Origin of the sequence: Pedobacter sp. JCM 36344 (assembly GCF_046546555.1) — a bacterium.
Lineage (GTDB): Bacteria > Bacteroidota > Bacteroidia > Sphingobacteriales > Sphingobacteriaceae > Pedobacter.
Window position 1 is genome coordinate 54,447 of record NZ_JBKHKK010000015.1, and the last position, 17,093, is coordinate 71,539.

Consider the following 17,093-nt stretch of genomic DNA (forward strand, 5'->3'; position numbering starts at 1 on the left):
TCTATGATATCCAGTTAGATAAGCGTATGGTAATCACAGTTCCAGTGGCTGAAGAGTGGGTTGTTAAAGATATCGATTGATCTTTATATAATTGGTTCAATAATTCCACACGTTCGTTACTTAGGTTGATTCCATATCCTGACGATGCAGAATCCGGAGCATAACCTGCGCCATTATCTGTCACTTTTAGTTCTAAATCTGGCCCACTCCCTGTTATAATTATTTTAACTACCCCATCATGTTTGAGTCTTGAGACGCCATACTTCACCGCATTTTCAACGAAGGGCTGTAACAACATTGCAGGGACCTCTATGTTTGCCTGGTTTAACTCAGGGTCTACATTAATCTTAAATTGGAAGTCAAATCTAAGCTGTTCCATTTGCAGGTAATCTGTTAGCATTTTTACCTCATCCTCAAGGCTTAGAAAGTTTTCGTTATTGCTATCGAGCACCTGCCTGGTTAAACCTGCGAACTTAGATAAATAGAAGTTGGCATCTGTAATGTTGTTTTTATTGATCAGGTTCTGAATGGAAGTTAACGCATTGAACATGAAATGTGGGTTAAGTTGCGACCGAATAGATTTAAGTTTAAGTGCTGCAACTTGTTGTTCCTGTTTAGATTTTTGAAGCCTTCTTTTACTACGGGTGTAATAAATTACAAATATTAACGTGCCAGATAAGATAATAATTAAAGAAAGCAGAATGATAAGCCCAACGGGAGGACCTTGGGAATGATCTTCTCCGGGTAAAACTTCAAACGGGATCCTCAAGATCTCCTTTTCTTGAACTTTCCCTAATGATTTAGCTGGCTTAATAATTATCTCATAATTGCCAGGATAATTGTAAGACTCATTAAAAATATCTTTATGATCATTAACAAAGTTAAAATCAACGCCCCAAGTTTGCGCTGTATCTCTTTCCTTGTTATGACTAATAAGTATGTCATACGGAACATTTTCAGGGTTGTTGAAGTATAACGTTATAACTCTTACCAATCCATCTTTAAATTTGAAATTAATGGGGACATTCGTTTTTGGATCTACAAGTTTCGTAAATCCAAGTTTATATTGGTCATCTTTTAAAACCGTTGAGAAAAGCGTGTCTCTTAGTTTAATAGTCAGATTAACCTGTTTTAATAATGGTGTAAAATTACCTCGCCAATCGAACACTATGCCATCTCTTGTACTATAATTCCTTTTATTTCTTACTTCCAGAAATATTCGTTTTCCCGGAGCTTTGAACTTTCCAATAAAACCGTAGGCTTTTTTTGCACCGTAGTTTTGTTCTAGCTTAGGAATCTTTGACCATGTTATTATTTCGCTGCTGTCATTTTCTACAACCCTATACTGATAATCATCTACGTTTTGGGCATTAATTCCTAACGCTACAACAGTTGCCTCTGCGCTATTTGATAGAAAATATCCCGAATAAACTTTATCCATGGAATTGACATTAAATTTTGAAGTTTTAGAAACTTCAGACTTGAATTGTACTCCTAGTAATATTGGGCTTTTCGGTATTACAGGTTCTGCTACTTTAGAATTCAACAAGGTGAAAGCGGCAGAAATATTAGTGTCAGGAGCAAACAATACTTCTGGATCTGACTTAGTGGGAAATCTTTGGTTTTTCAATTCAAATCGAAAGAATTGTATAGTCTGGGCGCAGGTGATTGAAGGAACAAAAACCAGAAGACCTAAACAAAAGACTATGAATGATTTTTTCATGATGCCAGATTTAAAAACGTTAAGTATTACATCATCAAAAATGTCTTAATGCTAATCTATTTACAATGATAAAAGAGTATTTGGTAAGTCTGGCATAGTAACATGCAATTTATATCCCTTGTAACGTTAAGAAGATTTAACTATCTTAGTAATGATAAAGTTAAAGGCTATGGCTAATTTATTATATGTAATCTTAGAGGGGCTATTTTTTATTTTGAGCATCGGTGGTTCTGATGTTGACAAATCAAAGTCAAAACCAAACGTTTTGGTTGCAGTGATTTTGGTCGCAACTATATTGGCTATCGGCGTTACTATATACGTCAATAATCCCAAACCAGAGCCTGTGAAAACTGTAGCTCTTTTCAAAGTTTAAGCATTATTTCCTATTTCATATCTTAGACAATTTCTCTATTTTAACTATCTTGTTCCGGTTTAAATGGGCATATGCATTTCTCTAAGTAAGGTACTGCCAATTGAATGCCTAAATACTTCTGCCGACAATGCAACCCAGCAGAAAGAATAATTATATGAAATTTAGATTCCTCCTCCTTACATTACTTGCCCTTTTTAGCACAACAGCCTTTTCACAAAGCCTCTTTTCTATCAACGGTACGGTAAAAAACGATAAGGCTGAACCGATTGAATCTGCAACAGTTTTCCTAAGTGGATCAACACAGGTCACCAAGACCAATACCAATGGAAAATTCAGTTTCGGCGGTTTAACTCCCGGAACTTATGAAGTTGTAGTGCGGATGCTTGGATATTCTTCATTGAAAGAGAATGCGGTAATCAATTCGCAATCCCTTGACAAGGTCCTTGTCCTCTCCCAAAATAATATTCAGCTTAACGAAGTTGTAATTGGGAAGGGCACTAGCCGTGATAAACAGTTGGCAATGTTTTTTGACGCATTCGTTGGAGTGACCAGAAATGCCGCTTTCTGCAATATACTGAATCCAGAAGTGATCGAATTTAGCACAAACGGTGCATTTTTAAAGGCTTTTTCAAATGAGTTTATAGTCGTGGAAAATAAAAGCCTGGGCTACAAGATCAGCTATCTATTGAGAGACTTCAGTTTTGATCGGATGTCCGAAACGACAATTTATGATGGTGAGTCTATTTTCGAAAACTTAAAGGGGAATGAAAGTCAACAGCGCAGGTGGAGCAAAAATAGACTTCGGGCTTATAAAGGTTCATTCATGCATTACCTGCGTTCCTTGTACAAAGGAAACAGTGCTTCCGAAGGCTTTTTAACCTATAGAATAGATGCAACTCAAAACCCAGCTGCCGAAAATTTTATCGATGTGAAACAATATTTGTCTAAAGCTGACGCGAATTTCGCCCAGTTCCAGTTTGACACACAACTTAAAATTATCTATGCTGGCAAGGCCAAAAGGCCCGGTGTCATCCTTAAAGATATTGACCCGGCCAGGCTTGCATTCATGCCAATTTCTTATGTCACACTCTTTGTTGATAAAGCGGTGATTGATAAAAAAGGCAGTTATCTGGACTACAAAAGCTTTAGACTCGAAGGAAGGTGGGGCATTGTTAGACTGGGTGATCAACTCCCATTTGAATATATACCAAAGTAAGAATAGGACTCGATAATTGCAAATTAAGGATCAAATCGTTATTGGAATTATTACTTTGATACCAATCGGGGTTTTTTATCGTTAATATTCCAAATAATCAACCCCCAATTGTATGAAATTATCCCTAAAAAAACAAATCAACACGCTCAAAAAACCAGTGCTTTTGGTTAGCACTCTGTTACTTTTATTCACGAGTTGCAAAAAACAGGACGACGCAACAATACCCCTGAAAACTAAGATGGTTGGCAAGTGGGAAGTAACCAAAGTTGAAACTACCGTAGCTGGTTCTGCCCCTACAACAGTCAATGGTGGGAGTAGTGACTACGTTGATTTTAAGAGCGGTGAAGATGACATAGTTGAGATCAACGTATCTCCTTCACTTCAATCGGGAAGCTATTCTGTAACTGTTGGAAACTCATTTTTCATCTCCATTGTTGGTAAACTTTATGCTTGTACGCCAACCCAAATTAGCGATAGCAAGTTTGATTTTACAGCAACAGAAGAAAATGCCACACCAAGTGTAGTCAAGAAGTATTATCTAACCCGGTAAATCATTTTTTAGGGCTAGCGTTATGGTCCTAAGTTAAATGTTTCCAAACGACAGCATCCCTTTACCACAATCTTGTACGGTTTTTAATAGGTAACTGTGATTGTCTTCTCGAATCGGCCGTCAAGAAATATACTTTGTTTGGTAAGGTAGACGGTCGAGAAGGGAAAACATTTAAAGAAAATGCAAATAATTTTAAGGCTTTCGATTTTCTGATCGAAAAATGTACCAGGCCCAGTAGATTAATAGAAATTGGAGGGGTAGCCTAATGATCGCCAGGGTTTTAGAACCGATGGCAGGATGATCTTTAAATACGTCAATAAGATGTAATGGTAAAAACAGGATCATGAGAATGAAAATACCCATTGCAGCCTGCCTTCGATATTTTTGTGCTAGGAGACTAATACCTAAACCGATTTCTACAATACCGGTGAAGACATTGGTCAACACAAGCGGCATCCAGTCTGGTATAAAGGGACCATAAACATTAGGTCTGATAAAGTGATTTATCCCTGCAATAATTAGGATTGCCGCAAATACAAATGCCAGTATGGTCTGAAGTCTTTTCATACAAAAATCTAGAGATGCAAAATAGCAATTTAAGAGTCAAAACGACTATTTTACAGTAAGACCTGTCTGGTAATTACCATACATTTTCACTAGTCTGTCAGGATTGTTTGTAATGATACCATCTACACCCATCTTTCCTAGAGCAGCCATGTCTTTTTCTTCGTCAACAGTCCATGGCAAAATAAGCATCTTTAGCCTATGTACTTTAGCTACCATTTCCGAATCTACGGAAAGGTAGTTGGGACTATAGATATCGGGTATAAATCCTAACTTATCCAAGTCTCCTTCCAATCCAACATCTCCTTTACCTACAGCTAATAGGGCTAACTTAATTTTCGGCTCTGTCTTATGGAGGATTTGAAGCGTACGAACATCAAATGACTGAATAGTTAGGCGATCCTTAATTGATTTTTTATTGATCACTCCCATCAAAGTCTTCACAAATACATCAGGGGATGGATTATAGATCCCGTCGCCGGCAGGTGATATTTTTGTTTCTATATTGTAATAGACAGGCTTAAGTTTTTTTGCTTTTACATAAGCTTCAACACTATCAATCAAGTCACTTAGCAAGGGCTTGTATGTTTTCATTTTTACCTGTTCCGGAAAGCGCGAATGGGGTTTGCTACCTGCGTCAAAACGGCTAATACTGTCGTATGTCATTTTGTATAGGGACATACTCTTCTCTTCCTCTTTGAGAATATCGGCGCCATTAGCCTTGCGCATAAATTCTGATGACATATAAGCATCATGGGAAACGACTACCATTCCATCACCAGATATTACTACATCCAACTCAAGGGTTTTAACCCCTATTTTAACACCATTAAGCATAGCGGCGATTGTGTTTTCAGGCATTAATGCCATGCCACCACGGTGGCCCTGTACATCTATTTTTTGTTGCCCGTAAGCTGTAACCGATAATAAAGCTACCGTAAATTGGATTAGTATAAGTTTCTTTTTCACAGCACAAAGTACTCATTCAAATTTGTTCTGAAAGTTAAGGGACTATTAAGTTTAGTTCTTTTTACCCGGTAGCGTGCTTAATCCTTGCCAAAAATACCTGATTATGAAGAACACTATCTTAACATTGGGCTTGAATTCTAAATTTTAAACAGCGGTTTCTTAACGAACAAATAAATTCTAGTTAACAATAGAACAACACCTTCGTAACACAAAATTATACTCATAAATATGTTTAAAAATCTACTATTCGCAGTTTTATTACTGTGTTTTTGTGTAAAGAATCCTGTGCTTGCGCAGACTACACAAGCATCGATTGTTGGTATTGTTTCCGATGAGGAGAAGAAGCCTGTTCCCGGCGCTTCCGTTCAGGTGAGAAACAAAGCTACAGGTTTCACCACCAGAACGTCAACAGATTCAAAGGGAGGATTCTTATTCAAAGAGCTTCCACTAGGCGGACCTTATTCTGTAAAGGTTATCTTTATTGGATATGGTGAACAAACAAGGACTGGCTACATGCTAAACCTTGGAGACGTAGTAAAGGTGAACGTTAACATGCAGGAAGCAGCTCAGAACCTTCAGGGTGTAGAGGTTAATGCATCCGGCTTAAAAAATAAGGTGAAGACTTTTGGAGCTTCAACCGAGATCAGCGCTAAAACAATGAATCAATTGCCTGTTAACGGTCGTAATTTTTCCAATTTAATGGATCTTTCTCCATTGAGCCGCGGCAGCGGAATCTCGGGCCAGTTGGCTTCATCAACCAATTATACTATTGACGGTATGAACGCTAAGAATCCTACCTCAGCAGGAAGTACCACAAGCCGTAGCGGTGCTCCATATTCAATTTCAATCGAGGCAGTTCGTGAATTCAAAGTGGTGACTAACCAATACGACGTAACATTTGGTAGATCTGGTGGCGGCTCGGTTACCGCAGTTACTAAATCAGGAACAAACACAGTTAGTGGTAGTGCATTTACATACGGAAGAGCTGACTGGCTGGCCAGTCCTTATGACATCAGAGGAATTAAACGTAATAACGATTTCTCGACCTATCAATATGGATTTACCTTGGGCGGACCAATCATCAAGGATAAACTACATTACTTTGTAGGACTTGATCATCAAAAAGATTCACGCCCGCTGATCATTGCGGATATCAATGGTGCTGAAGATGAAGCCAGATTCAGAATCACTAATTCCACATTGACAAAATTCGTCGACATTGCCAGAACGAAATATGGCGTAGCTAACACTCCTCAATACGGTACATTTGATAAAAAACGTGGTAGCGATGCAGCATTCGCCCGTGTTGATTGGCAGATCAACGATAAAAATTTATTGACTGTTCGTGATAATTATACCAACGATAGAAATCCATTGGGTTTGGGTGATAACACTGCGATCAACTTCTATGAAAGTTATGGCAACGATAAGAACGTCGACAATAGCTTACTGGCAACTTTACGTTCGACGATCAGCAGCAAGTTAACCAATGAATTAAAAGTTCAGCATTTGTATACATTCCAGGCAAGTACACAAAACGATCAGCTTGATTTTGCGATCCCAAGGGCAATTGTAGGAAATGTCCAGTCAACATTGTCCGACGGTTCATCGGCAGCCACTGCAATTCAAATTGGTGGTCACCGTTTTGCACAGGAGGGTTTCACCAACAATGTTTTTCAACTGGTTGACAACCTATATTACAATACAGATAACATCAAATATACATTTGGTTTAGATGTAATGTATACGCGTGCCAAATCACTGTATGGTAGTGAGGTAAACGGAAGATTCGAGTATACGAATTCGACTGCTGGTTCCTCTTTAGACAATTTTAACAACCTCATTCCAAACCGGTTTTATCGTGAGGTACCTTTAGTCGCTGATTTAACCGTCAATGCAGGCATCTGGAATACTGCTGCATATGGTCAAATGCAAACAAAGCTGGCTCCGGGCTTAGATTTTGTTGGCGGTTTGCGTGTGGATTATAGCGCTTATCCAACCTCACCGCTTAACCAAATGCTATTAGACGAAATTGGAGTAAGAACAGATTACAATCTAAAACAATTCCTTATCCAACCGAGATTTCAGTTTGATTGGGACATTAACGAAAAGGGGACCGACTTTGTTCGTTTCGGAGCAGGTATCTTTGGTTCAGATGTTAATAATTATGTAACAATCAATAACTTGACTTTTGATGGTAAGCATCTTGCTACGGTCGACGTTTTTGGTAGTAATGTTCCAAGGCCAGACTTTGTGGGTTATAGAAATGGTACCGTGGCTACACCTTCATTAGCTGCTTTACAACTGCCAACCATAAACACCTATGCGAAAGAAGCAAAGATTCCGGTAGTTTATAAAGCAAATTTATCTTACAACAAATTATTGACAGACAAATTAAAAGTGGGTATTACCGGATATGTTTCAATAGGACGTAACAACTATATGTATGTAGATAGAAATATGGCAGCAAATCCATTTTTCAGGTTACCAAACGAAGACAATCGTCCAGTTTTTGTGCCTGTAATGCCAGCTAACGGTGCTCCGGATTGGAAAACAGGCCGTATCAGCAATAGCTTTGGAAGAGTACTTGAATTGAATAGTAAAGGTAAAGTCAACCAGTTCGCAGTGGTATTGGATGCAACATGGAATTATTTCATGGATGGTCAGATTTCCGCCAGTTATACATTAAATGATGCGAAAGACAACACTTCTTATAACGGGAACGTGGCTAACTCAGCTACCTTATCATTACCGGTAAAAGATGATCCAAGAAATCTCAGCAACATAACTTACTCTGATAATCAGTTCAGAAATAAAGTGGTAATCTATGGTACACTTCCTACTTTCTACGGTGTTACCATCGGTGTTCGTTATTCAGGAATCGGCGGTACACGTTACAGCTTATTATCAGGGACGAACAATAATGGTGACTTTGTAGCAACTAACGACCTTGCTTACATCTTTGATAAAAACAATGCTGCTGTGCCTCAAAATGTGCGTACAGGTTTACAAACTATCCTTGATAATCCTAAAGCCAGCCAGAGTTTGAAAGATTACATCACTAAATATTCAGGTCAGATTGCTCAACGAAACGGTGGAGTGAACGATTTCTTTGGGATCGTAGATATCAGGGTAGCTAAGAAAATCAAAGTGTATAATTCACATACGTTAGAAGTTTCCGGAGATATTTTCAACTTCGCTAACTTATTGAATAAGAAGTGGGGCGTGAATGAAAGTTTAGGAAACCAAGCATTGTATGCGCTGAATGGTACTGCGGCGGTAGCTGCAACACCGACTGCTCCAGCAATCCCAGCTGTTCCAAACTACAACGCAACAACCCAGGCTTTCAACTATAGGGTTAACAATGCTGGTATCGTTGTTCCTTCGGGAAATCCATATCAATTCCAGATTGGATTGAGATACGGATTCTAAGATCAGATAATAGCAATTACTTTAAAAGTCGCCTCCTAATAATTGTGAGGCGACTTTTTTATGGTAATCGCTTTATCGAACTCATGTAGGCGATCGTGCTATCCATGAAGATATTCTTGAAACAGGTTGCTTTGGTTTTGGTGAGTGCAATGGTATTTCTTTTATTGGTTTGGGGAAGGCTTCAGACACTAGTGCAGGCCAGTGCTCACATAAAACAGACATAGAGCACATCTTCTACACAAAAAGGTACCTGTTTGTGGGTTTTGTGTGAACAATGTGTGAACAATGGCTGAACAGGCCTGCTCCACCATATAAGCTCAATAACAAGCGACATCAAACTATAACAGTTCTTTAACAATATGGTAGTTAGAAGATTAGGTTGTTTCTACGGCTTGAAATTGTAATTGCTTTAGTTCATAAAAATTTTCGAATACTGGCCAGTTTAAAACATATTTGGAAAAAAATATGGGCTTTTTGTTTCGAAATTGTTGTTAATTTGATGCAAAATGGCAAACGGCAAATACGATTTTAATTGGTCAGAACTTTTTAAATGGGCATTGTTGTTACTGATTGTAAGCATTGCTGCAGGTACATTTTCGGCCATATTCCTCAGTTCACTCAATTGGGTTACCAATTATCGAGAATCGCATCAATGGTTAATCTACCTGCTGCCTGTAGCAGGTTTGGCAATCGGTCTGCTTTATGACCATAGGGGTAAGTCAGTTGTACGTGGCAACAACCTTGTATTCGATATCATTCACAATCCAAAAGATACTATTCCTTTTATTATGCTGCCTTTTGTTTTGGCGGGCACTTTAATTACCCATTTATGTGGCGGCTCGGCTGGAAGAGAGGGAACGGCATTACAGATGGCGGCTTCGGCGGCTGATCAACTTCACAGGCCCTTTAAATTAAATCCCGAAGAGCGCAGGATCTTACTAATCACTGGCCTGAGTGCTGGCTTTGCTTCGGTGTTTGGAACACCGCTGGCAGGTGCCATATTTGGAATAGAGGTGTTGATGATGAGGAAATTTCCTTTGAAGGCTATTCTCCCTGCTTTTATCGGGGCCTTTTTAGGAGCATACGTAACCGAACTTTCGGGCGTAGGTCATACGCACTATTATATAGCCGAAGTTCCTTCGCTTTCATTAATGAGAATGGGATTCGGCATTCTGGCAGGTATACTATTCGGACTAGCTGCGGTACTATTCGTAAAATCTACACATTACATCTCCCAGTTTTCTAAGGTGATCAAGTATCCTCCTTTGCGGCCTGTACTAGGTGGTGTATTGATCGTTGCAGCGTTTTTAATCCTGCACAGCAGCAAATATCTGGGGCTTGGCGTCCCTGAGATTGTTAAATCCTTTGAGGAACCCTCTTTACCCCAAGACTTTTTATTAAAAATTTTACTCACGGCAATTACATTGGGTTTCGGATTTAAAGGAGGAGAAGTCACTCCGCTGTTTTATATCGGGGCAACTTTGGGTAGTGCACTTTCCTTATTTCTACCAATGCCTGTAGGGCTTTTAGCGGGTATGGGATTTGTAGCTGTTTTTTCGGCCTCCGCAAAAACGCCAATCGCCTGCTGTTTAATGGCCATCGAGCTTTTCGGTATTTCATGTGGCATTTACGCGGCGATCGCCTGTATCGTCGCATACATGGTATCCGGCAGACAGGGTATTTACAATTTTCCAGAGAATAAAACTCCGCGGCACTTCCTATTCGGTTCCTTCGCTCTATTTTCCTAATCCTTTCCCAAAGCAATCTATAATTCCTATTTTTGCCATTTATTTAGAATTACACCACGCTGCGGAAGCGTTAATCAACATAGTAGTAATGGATTACCAATTTCAAGAAATCGAGCAAAAGTGGCAAAAGCACTGGGCTCAAAATCAAACTTTTAAAGCAGAACAAAACACCTCTAAGCCTAAATTCTATGTGCTTGATATGTTTCCATATCCTTCAGGAGCAGGTCTGCACGTTGGTCACCCGCTTGGTTACATCGCTTCCGATATCTTCGCACGATACAAAAGATTAAAAGGTTTTAATGTTTTGCATCCCATGGGATATGATTCATTCGGACTTCCAGCTGAGCAATATGCGATACAAACCGGTCAGCATCCGGCAGTTACTACCGAAGCAAATATCAATACTTACAGAACGCAGCTTGATCAGATTGGATTCTCTTTCGATTGGAATAAAGAAGTGCGTACCAGTGATCCAGAATATTATAGATGGACACAATGGATCTTCATGCAACTTTTTAACTCCTGGTATAACCTGGAGACAGATCGTGCAGAAGACATCACTACCCTTATAGAGAAGTTCAATAGTGCAGGCAGTGCCGATGTAAAAGCTGTGTGTGATGAAGAGGTAATCTCTTTCTTGCCTAGCGATTGGGCAGCCATGACCGATGAGCAAAAGCAAGTTGAATTGTTGAAATATCGCCTAACTTATTTGCGCGAAAGTACCGTAAACTGGTGTGCCGCTTTAGGAACGGTGTTGGCGAACGATGAGGTTAAAGACGGGTATTCTGAAAGAGGTGGTCACCCTGTTGAGCAAAAGAAAATGATGCAATGGAGCATGCGGATTTCTGCTTATGCAGAGCGTTTGCTTCAGGGTTTAAATACGATCGACTGGCCAGAACCGGTTAAAGAAATGCAACGCAACTGGATCGGAAAAAGCATTGGCGCAAGCGTCAGGTTTGCGATTGAAAATGTTCCTGCTGGGTTGCCAGAATACATTGAGGTTTTCACCACCAGAGTAGATACAATTTTCGGGGTTTCTTATTTGGTGTTGGCACCAGAACATGAATTGGTTGCGGTCTTGACGACTCCGAAGCAGAAAGAAGCAGTTGCCAATTACATTGCGCAGACTAAAAAGAAGTCGGAGTTAGACCGTATGGCCGATACAAAAACGGTGTCGGGAGCCTTCACAGGAAGTTATGTAATTAACCCTGTCGACGGAACGCGTATCCAACTTTGGATTGCTGATTATGTGCTTGCTGGTTATGGAACAGGCGCGGTAATGGGTGTGCCAAGTGGAGACCAGCGTGACTGGTTGTTTGCAACACATTTCAACTTGCCAATTATTCAAATTTTAGACGGACAAAAAGATATTGATCAGCAAGCTGATTCAACGAAAGAAGGAGTGTACATCAACTCTGGCTTTGTTAATGGATTAAACTATAAAGAAGCAACTTCTGCATTAAATGCGTGGTTAGAAGAAAATGGAGTAGGTAAAGCAAAAATAAACTACCGCATGCGTGATGCGATCTTTGGTCGCCAGCGTTATTGGGGAGAACCAATTCCCGTATACTTTAAGGATGGATTGCCTTATTTGGTGAAAGAAGAGGAGTTGCCATTGGTACTTCCTGAGATTGATAAGTACTTGCCTACAGAGACTGGCGAACCACCTTTGGGAAGAGCTGAAAACTGGAGTTATAAGGATCAGTACGAGTATGAGTTGAGCACTATGCCAGGTTGGGCAGGTTCCAGCTGGTATTGGTACCGCTATATGGATGCGCAAAACAGTTCTGATTTCGCTTCAAAAGAGGCTATCGAATACTGGAAAGATGTGGATCTATACATTGGTGGTTCAGAACACGCAACAGGACATTTGTTGTATAGTAGGTTCTGGAACAAATTTTTAAAGGATCTCGGACATGTGAAAGAGGACGAGCCGTTCAAGAAATTGATCAACCAGGGAATGATCCAAGGGCGTAGTAATTTCGTTTACCGTGTGGTTGACGAAGCTGGTCGCGGCACCAACACTTTGGTTTCTCAAGGCCTAAGAAAGGATTACAAAACTTCCGCATTGCATGTTGATGTGAATATAGTGGAGAATGAAATCTTGAATATCGACAAGTTCAAGCTGTTTAGGCCTGAGTTTGCAGATGCGGAATTTGTGTTGGAAAACGGCAAATACATCTGTGGTGTGGAAGTGGAGAAAATGTCTAAATCTAAGTTCAACGTTGTCAATCCAGATGTATTAATTGCTAGTTACGGCGCAGATACTTTACGAATGTATGAGATGTTCTTAGGTCCGTTGGAGCAAAGTAAGCCATGGAATACCAATGGTATTGAGGGTGTCTTTAAGTTCCTTCGTAAATTCTGGAGGCTGTTTCATAACGATCAATGGGTATTTAACTTGGAAGATTCAATGCCTTCAAAAGCTGAATTGAAAGCTTTGCATAAGATCATCAAGAAAGTTCAGGATGATGTTGAGCGATTCTCATTCAATACCTCCGTTTCCAGCTTTATGATTGCGGTGAACGAGCTTACTGATTTGAAGTGTAAAAACCGTCAGGTTTTAGAGGATTTAGTGATAGTTTTAGCATCCTACGCCCCTCATATTTGTGAAGAATTGTGGTCGTTGTTGGGTAATGATGCAGGAAGTTTATCCTTTGCGAAATACCCTACCTTCAGACCAGAATACATGGTAGAAGATGAGTTTAGTTATCCGATATCTGTAAATGGCAAAACAAGGTTGAATTTGAACTTAAGCTTATCGCTGGAGGTTAAAGAAATTGAAGAACTTGTATTAGCCAATGAAGACGTTCAGAAATACCTTGACGGTAAGACTCCTAAAAAAGTGATTATAGTAAAAGGCAGGATTGTAAACTTAGTGGTCTAGCTCTTTGAAAATGGCCAAGAATGTTCATATTGTTTTTGGTATTTATTCCAAGTTAAGACTGGAAGATAGTTTCTCTATCGCAGATCATCTGGCAGGTGAGGTAATCACTTTGGGTGATGATCTTCGCCTTGGTCCGATTTCCAGATTGGAGACTGCTGACGGGTTACTAAAAAGGAAGAAATGGTTTGAATCAATTGGTGATGAAGTTATCACTCAAGATTTTAATGAACAAGGTTCCAGTGACCAACAACATCGAACTGGGGTATTCTACCTTTATAAAAGGAGTTGTGATTAGTGCATCCGTTTTCTATAAAATCACACAGAATGTGATCGAAAGTGCTATTCGTCCGATTGTAGAGAACGGAGTAAATAAGAATCTGATGTCGTATCTGAACGTTGGGGCCAGTGAATCTTATGGTGTTAATATATTTGGCTCTTATAACCCAATGCCAAAATGGACCATAATGAGTAATTTTGGTTTGAATACTTATGAAGTTAACAACGATGTTTTAAATATTAATACGGGAACTTTGATTAACTACAATATTTACGCGCGATCTTCTTACGGTTTTACCGGTGGCTGGAGTACGGAGCTTTGGGGTGTAATTACTTCGCCAAGACGGACTTTCCAAGGTAAAACCGACATGTTGTACTTCTATGGAGCTGCGGTTAAGAAAGATCTGATGGGTAAAATGGCTACGATAGGCTTGAACGTTTTAAATCCTTTCAACAGAGATTTGAATATTAAAACGATTAACAATACTGCGAATTCCATCCAAAGTACAGATATACATTATCCCTTACGGTCGTTTGGATTAAGCTTTAGTTACAACTTTGGTAAATTGAAATTTGTGCAGAAAAAATCTGTGAAGAATGATGATTTAAAGAAAGAAGAGCAACAGCAACAAGGTGGTGGAATGGGTGGCGTTCAATAAGTCACTAGTTCTTTTTGACCGTCTTCAGGATCATCAAGTTTAGCGGGTTATTAATAAACCCGCTAATATTATTCTGAGTCATGATGACCGACTGATCATAAAATATAGGCACCATATTTCCGTTCTCCATGACCATGTTGTCCATTTTCTGATATAACTTGAAGCGCTCTTTATCGTCACTTATATAGTAGCTTTGTTCAAAGAGTTTGTCAAACTCTTTGTTGTAATAGGCGGTATAATTTGGGCCATTAGGCACCTTATTTTTTGAATAAAATACAGCCAGATAGTTCTCTCCATCGGGATAATCTGCAATCCAGGAACCACGGAAAAAGTTAACTTCATTCTTGGACATCAGGTCTCTTAGGCTGGCACTTGGGCTAGCGTCAACCTTCACTTTGATCCCAAGGGCATTGAGTTCACCTTGTATAAATTCAATCAGATCTTTATAGGTTGTAGAGGTATGCAATGTAACCTCAGGCATTCCTTTGCCATGAGGAAAGCCAGCTTCGGTAAGTAGTCTTGCAGCCTTCACGGGATCATAGTTGTAGCCTTTAACAGTGCTGCTGTCAAACCCAGGCATCCCTTCAGGAACAAAGCCTGCAGTTGCCGGAATACCAACCCCATTTCGTAAATATTTAATAAGCTTTGATTTGTCTATCGAATAATTAATGGCCTGGCGCACTTTCTTGTATCTTAGTGGAGAGTTTTTTACCACAACCAAATTGGTATCTACCAGAATTCCTACATATTCAGTACACAAATATGCGCTCTTTGTGAGCCTGAACTTTCCTTTGTATTTGGTGGTCATTTTACCACTTTTTGTAAGTATATCATCGCGGTAACTTCCGTCTACCTTATCAAAAAAGTCTAATTCTTTTTTAATGAAGTTCATGAAAGCACTTTGCTTATCACTAATGAAACTTGCTTTGACTGCATCAAGGTAGGGGAGTTGTTTGTCGCCATCTTTTTCCCAGTAGTGCTCATTCTTAAGTAATACCAATATCTCATCCTCTTTCCAGTATTTGAACTTGAATGGCCCGGTGCCTACAGGATGACTGCGGAAATCCTTACCATAATGATCCACGATTTCTTTGGGCACTACGGAGCAATACTGGATTGCAAGAATTTTCATAAAAGCAGGAGAGGGCTTGTTCAGGTGGACTTGAAAGGTACTGTCGTTTAGAGCCTTGAAACTGTTTGCATCTTTAACCTTGTCGCTAAATATCCAACCGCCGGAAGATCCCACTTTTGGGTCTATTAGTCTGTAAAAGCTGTAGGCGAAATCTGATGCAATAACTTTACGGCCTATACCACCGGGAAATAATGGATGGTCATGAAAATAAACATCGTTTCTCAGATTGAAGGTATAAGTTAGTCCATCTTGGCTGATTTGCCAGGTTTTTGCAATGCAGGAAACTGTGTTTAGCGCACTATCAATTTGAACGAGACCATTAAAGATCTGATTGACCATCCACATTGCATTCTGATTGCGCGAGAAAGCAGGATCTAATGAAGTTAAACCTTGGTCCAGATTCATATTAAAAACCTTTTTGTCGGAATGCTTGGGAGTTGTTCTGCAGCAAGGCATCAATGTTACCAGAACGCAACAAAAAATATTGGTGATAATACAACGCATCGGCTCAGGAATACTATTTTTGCACAAATTAGGAAGAAAGTTGGATAAACAAATCATATGTCTTTTTTAAATACACTGATTGATGCAGTAAGGGATGAGGATTCGCGCGAGCGACTTCATGAGCGTGTAGATATCATTCAGCATAAGATTAAATTTATGGACAGGGTGTCTGTAGTTTTTTTAGATACGGACAATCACGTTTCTTATAATCTTACAGCGCTACTCGGAGAAGCAGGTGGATCTTTGCAAGATGATCCGATGAACGCGAGGGTAGTGATTTATGCGGAACAAGGGTATCCAATGCTTCAGTTGATGGGAATTGTTCCTGCTTTGATGAAAGAAGAATGGCCCGCTGTGGAGTTTTCTCGCGTTTACTTGTGGGACGATAACGCGGCGCTGGCAGAGACTGCAGAACAAGCGGTGACAGCAATGGAAGATCTTGCCGAAATGCTATATCCGGGATACTTTGTTTTTGGGAATGAGGGGCAGACCTGGATCAGTTTTAAAACAAAATAAACTTATTCATTTGTTCGTTGCTGAATTTTACGGTGTCCTCTTTAAAGAAATCTCCCTCTTCATTGAGTTCGGATTTAATGTATGGAATGTGTAACCGTAAGGGCAATACGTTTAGATGCAAATAACTACATACGCCTCCAAAGTGATCGATTCCACGGATGTTCCCATATTTACCTGAAGACACGCCAACTAAGGCTGCTTTTTTATCGTAAAAGCTTTCCGGGAAGTCACAGGCATCAATGAATGTTTTGAGCACCCCTGGAAAACTACCGTTGTATTCGGGGATTATAAATAAAAACTTGGAAGTATTGGTGATCTGATCCTGAATGGTTTGAAACTGCTCGCTTCTTCTCCCATAAAGGTCTGTGCTGATCAATGTATTGGGTAGGTCAGCCAATGTGAAAAGATTGGTTTCCAAGCCTTTTGTTGCCAGCGTCTTCTGATAATATTTAGCGACTTTTAATGTGTTACTTCCCTGTCTGTTAGTGCCCGAAACTATGGTTACCATGTCTGAATTGTTAATAAGATGTGTAAAACACGTAGG

The 17,093-nt window shown here is 39.7% G+C and carries 15 protein-coding genes; 10 read left to right on the forward strand and 5 right to left on the reverse strand.

The window, feature by feature from the left end; all coding sequences use genetic code 11:
* Position 1: 1 nt before the first annotated feature.
* On the reverse strand, positions 2 to 1,441 hold the full coding sequence (locus tag ACHFIZ_RS14395; RefSeq protein ID WP_410887039.1) for a sensor histidine kinase: 1,440 nt from the start codon (positions 1,439 to 1,441) through the stop codon (positions 2 to 4).
* Here ACHFIZ_RS14395 and ACHFIZ_RS14400 point away from each other — a divergent pair.
* The 4 genes from ACHFIZ_RS14400 to ACHFIZ_RS14415 all read left to right on the forward strand — a co-directional run bounded on the left by ACHFIZ_RS14400 (position 1,440) and on the right by ACHFIZ_RS14415 (position 3,862).
* Positions 1,440 to 1,772, forward strand: coding sequence for a hypothetical protein (locus tag ACHFIZ_RS14400; RefSeq protein ID WP_410887041.1), 333 nt, complete (start codon positions 1,440 to 1,442; stop codon positions 1,770 to 1,772). The two genes, ACHFIZ_RS14395 and ACHFIZ_RS14400, sit on opposite strands and share 2 nt — an antisense overlap.
* Positions 1,773 to 1,892: 120 nt before the next feature.
* Complete coding sequence (locus tag ACHFIZ_RS14405; RefSeq protein ID WP_410887043.1) at positions 1,893 to 2,096, forward strand: hypothetical protein; 204 nt, start codon at positions 1,893 to 1,895, stop codon at positions 2,094 to 2,096.
* Positions 2,097 to 2,250: 154 nt separating this feature from the next.
* Complete coding sequence (locus ACHFIZ_RS14410; RefSeq protein ID WP_410887045.1) at positions 2,251 to 3,312, forward strand: carboxypeptidase-like regulatory domain-containing protein; 1,062 nt, start codon at positions 2,251 to 2,253, stop codon at positions 3,310 to 3,312.
* Positions 3,313 to 3,424: 112 nt separating this feature from the next.
* The gene (locus tag ACHFIZ_RS14415; RefSeq protein ID WP_410887047.1) at positions 3,425 to 3,862 is read left to right on the forward strand and encodes a hypothetical protein; all 438 of its coding nucleotides are present in this window, start codon (positions 3,425 to 3,427) and stop codon (positions 3,860 to 3,862) included.
* Between the two features lie 192 nt (positions 3,863 to 4,054).
* Here the strand turns inward: ACHFIZ_RS14415 and ACHFIZ_RS14420 are convergent, their stop codons facing one another.
* Positions 4,055 to 4,429, reverse strand: coding sequence for a hypothetical protein (locus ACHFIZ_RS14420; RefSeq protein ID WP_410887049.1), 375 nt, complete (start codon positions 4,427 to 4,429; stop codon positions 4,055 to 4,057).
* A 45-nt stretch (positions 4,430 to 4,474) separates the two neighbouring features.
* Positions 4,475 to 5,395 carry a glycerophosphodiester phosphodiesterase family protein gene (locus tag ACHFIZ_RS14425; RefSeq protein WP_410887050.1) on the reverse strand — a complete coding sequence of 307 codons (921 nt, stop codon included), beginning with the start codon at positions 5,393 to 5,395 and terminating at the stop codon, positions 4,475 to 4,477.
* A gap of 228 nt (positions 5,396 to 5,623) precedes the next feature.
* Between ACHFIZ_RS14425 and ACHFIZ_RS14430 the strand changes: the two genes are divergently transcribed.
* The 5 genes from ACHFIZ_RS14430 (at position 5,624) to ACHFIZ_RS14450 (ending at position 14,397) form a co-directional block, all read left to right on the forward strand.
* The gene (locus ACHFIZ_RS14430) at positions 5,624 to 8,827 is read left to right on the forward strand and encodes a carboxypeptidase regulatory-like domain-containing protein (protein WP_410887052.1); all 3,204 of its coding nucleotides are present in this window, start codon (positions 5,624 to 5,626) and stop codon (positions 8,825 to 8,827) included.
* A gap of 506 nt (positions 8,828 to 9,333) precedes the next feature.
* Positions 9,334 to 10,575, forward strand: coding sequence for a voltage-gated chloride channel family protein (locus ACHFIZ_RS14435; RefSeq protein WP_410887054.1), 1,242 nt, complete (start codon positions 9,334 to 9,336; stop codon positions 10,573 to 10,575).
* Positions 10,576 to 10,663: 88 nt separating this feature from the next.
* The gene (leuS, locus tag ACHFIZ_RS14440) at positions 10,664 to 13,462 is read left to right on the forward strand and encodes a leucine--tRNA ligase (protein WP_410887056.1); all 2,799 of its coding nucleotides are present in this window, start codon (positions 10,664 to 10,666) and stop codon (positions 13,460 to 13,462) included.
* A 10-nt stretch (positions 13,463 to 13,472) separates the two neighbouring features.
* Positions 13,473 to 13,757, forward strand: a complete 285-nt coding sequence (locus ACHFIZ_RS14445) for a DUF1835 domain-containing protein (protein ID WP_410887058.1) — start codon at positions 13,473 to 13,475, stop codon at positions 13,755 to 13,757.
* Complete coding sequence (locus tag ACHFIZ_RS14450; RefSeq protein ID WP_410887060.1) at positions 13,687 to 14,397, forward strand: outer membrane beta-barrel protein; 711 nt, start codon at positions 13,687 to 13,689, stop codon at positions 14,395 to 14,397. Before ACHFIZ_RS14445 ends, ACHFIZ_RS14450 begins: the two co-directional genes overlap by 71 nt.
* 4 nt (positions 14,398 to 14,401) lie before the next feature.
* Here the strand turns inward: ACHFIZ_RS14450 and ACHFIZ_RS14455 are convergent, their stop codons facing one another.
* Positions 14,402 to 15,934, reverse strand: coding sequence for an ABC transporter substrate-binding protein (locus ACHFIZ_RS14455; RefSeq protein ID WP_410887062.1), 1,533 nt, complete (start codon positions 15,932 to 15,934; stop codon positions 14,402 to 14,404).
* A 156-nt stretch (positions 15,935 to 16,090) separates the two neighbouring features.
* Between ACHFIZ_RS14455 and ACHFIZ_RS14460 the strand changes: the two genes are divergently transcribed.
* Positions 16,091 to 16,549 (forward strand): hypothetical protein, encoded by a 459-nt coding sequence (locus tag ACHFIZ_RS14460; protein ID WP_410887064.1) that lies wholly within the window; start codon positions 16,091 to 16,093, stop codon positions 16,547 to 16,549.
* Here ACHFIZ_RS14460 and ACHFIZ_RS14465 read toward each other — a convergent pair.
* On the reverse strand, positions 16,536 to 17,057 hold the full coding sequence (locus ACHFIZ_RS14465) for an NADPH-dependent FMN reductase (RefSeq protein ID WP_410887066.1): 522 nt from the start codon (positions 17,055 to 17,057) through the stop codon (positions 16,536 to 16,538). The two genes, ACHFIZ_RS14460 and ACHFIZ_RS14465, sit on opposite strands and share 14 nt — an antisense overlap.
* Between the last annotated feature and the right edge of the window lie 36 nt (positions 17,058 to 17,093).

Bases quoted from the DNA above. Each gene is read 5' to 3' on its own strand.
- ACHFIZ_RS14420 (WP_410887049.1), bottom strand. From the start codon at position 4,429: ATGAAAAGACTTCAGACCATACTGGCATTTGTATTTGCGGCAATCCTA.
- ACHFIZ_RS14410 (WP_410887045.1), top strand. From the start codon at position 2,251: ATGAAATTTAGATTCCTCCTCCTTACATTACTTGCCCTTTTTAGCACA.
- ACHFIZ_RS14430 (WP_410887052.1), top strand. From the start codon at position 5,624: ATGTTTAAAAATCTACTATTCGCAGTTTTATTACTGTGTTTTTGTGTA.
- ACHFIZ_RS14460 (WP_410887064.1), top strand. From the start codon at position 16,091: ATGTCTTTTTTAAATACACTGATTGATGCAGTAAGGGATGAGGATTCG.
- ACHFIZ_RS14455 (WP_410887062.1), bottom strand. From the start codon at position 15,934: ATGAATCTGGACCAAGGTTTAACTTCATTAGATCCTGCTTTCTCGCGC.
- ACHFIZ_RS14395 (WP_410887039.1), bottom strand. From the start codon at position 1,441: ATGGATAAAGTTTATTCGGGATATTTTCTATCAAATAGCGCAGAGGCA.
- leuS (WP_410887056.1), top strand. From the start codon at position 10,664: ATGGATTACCAATTTCAAGAAATCGAGCAAAAGTGGCAAAAGCACTGG.
- ACHFIZ_RS14400 (WP_410887041.1), top strand. From the start codon at position 1,440: ATGGAATTGACATTAAATTTTGAAGTTTTAGAAACTTCAGACTTGAAT.
- ACHFIZ_RS14405 (WP_410887043.1), top strand. From the start codon at position 1,893: ATGGCTAATTTATTATATGTAATCTTAGAGGGGCTATTTTTTATTTTG.
- ACHFIZ_RS14465 (WP_410887066.1), bottom strand. From the start codon at position 17,057: ATGGTAACCATAGTTTCGGGCACTAACAGACAGGGAAGTAACACATTA.
- ACHFIZ_RS14450 (WP_410887060.1), top strand. From the start codon at position 13,687: ATGAACAAGGTTCCAGTGACCAACAACATCGAACTGGGGTATTCTACC.
- ACHFIZ_RS14435 (WP_410887054.1), top strand. From the start codon at position 9,334: ATGGCAAACGGCAAATACGATTTTAATTGGTCAGAACTTTTTAAATGG.
- ACHFIZ_RS14415 (WP_410887047.1), top strand. From the start codon at position 3,425: ATGAAATTATCCCTAAAAAAACAAATCAACACGCTCAAAAAACCAGTG.
- ACHFIZ_RS14445 (WP_410887058.1), top strand. From the start codon at position 13,473: ATGGCCAAGAATGTTCATATTGTTTTTGGTATTTATTCCAAGTTAAGA.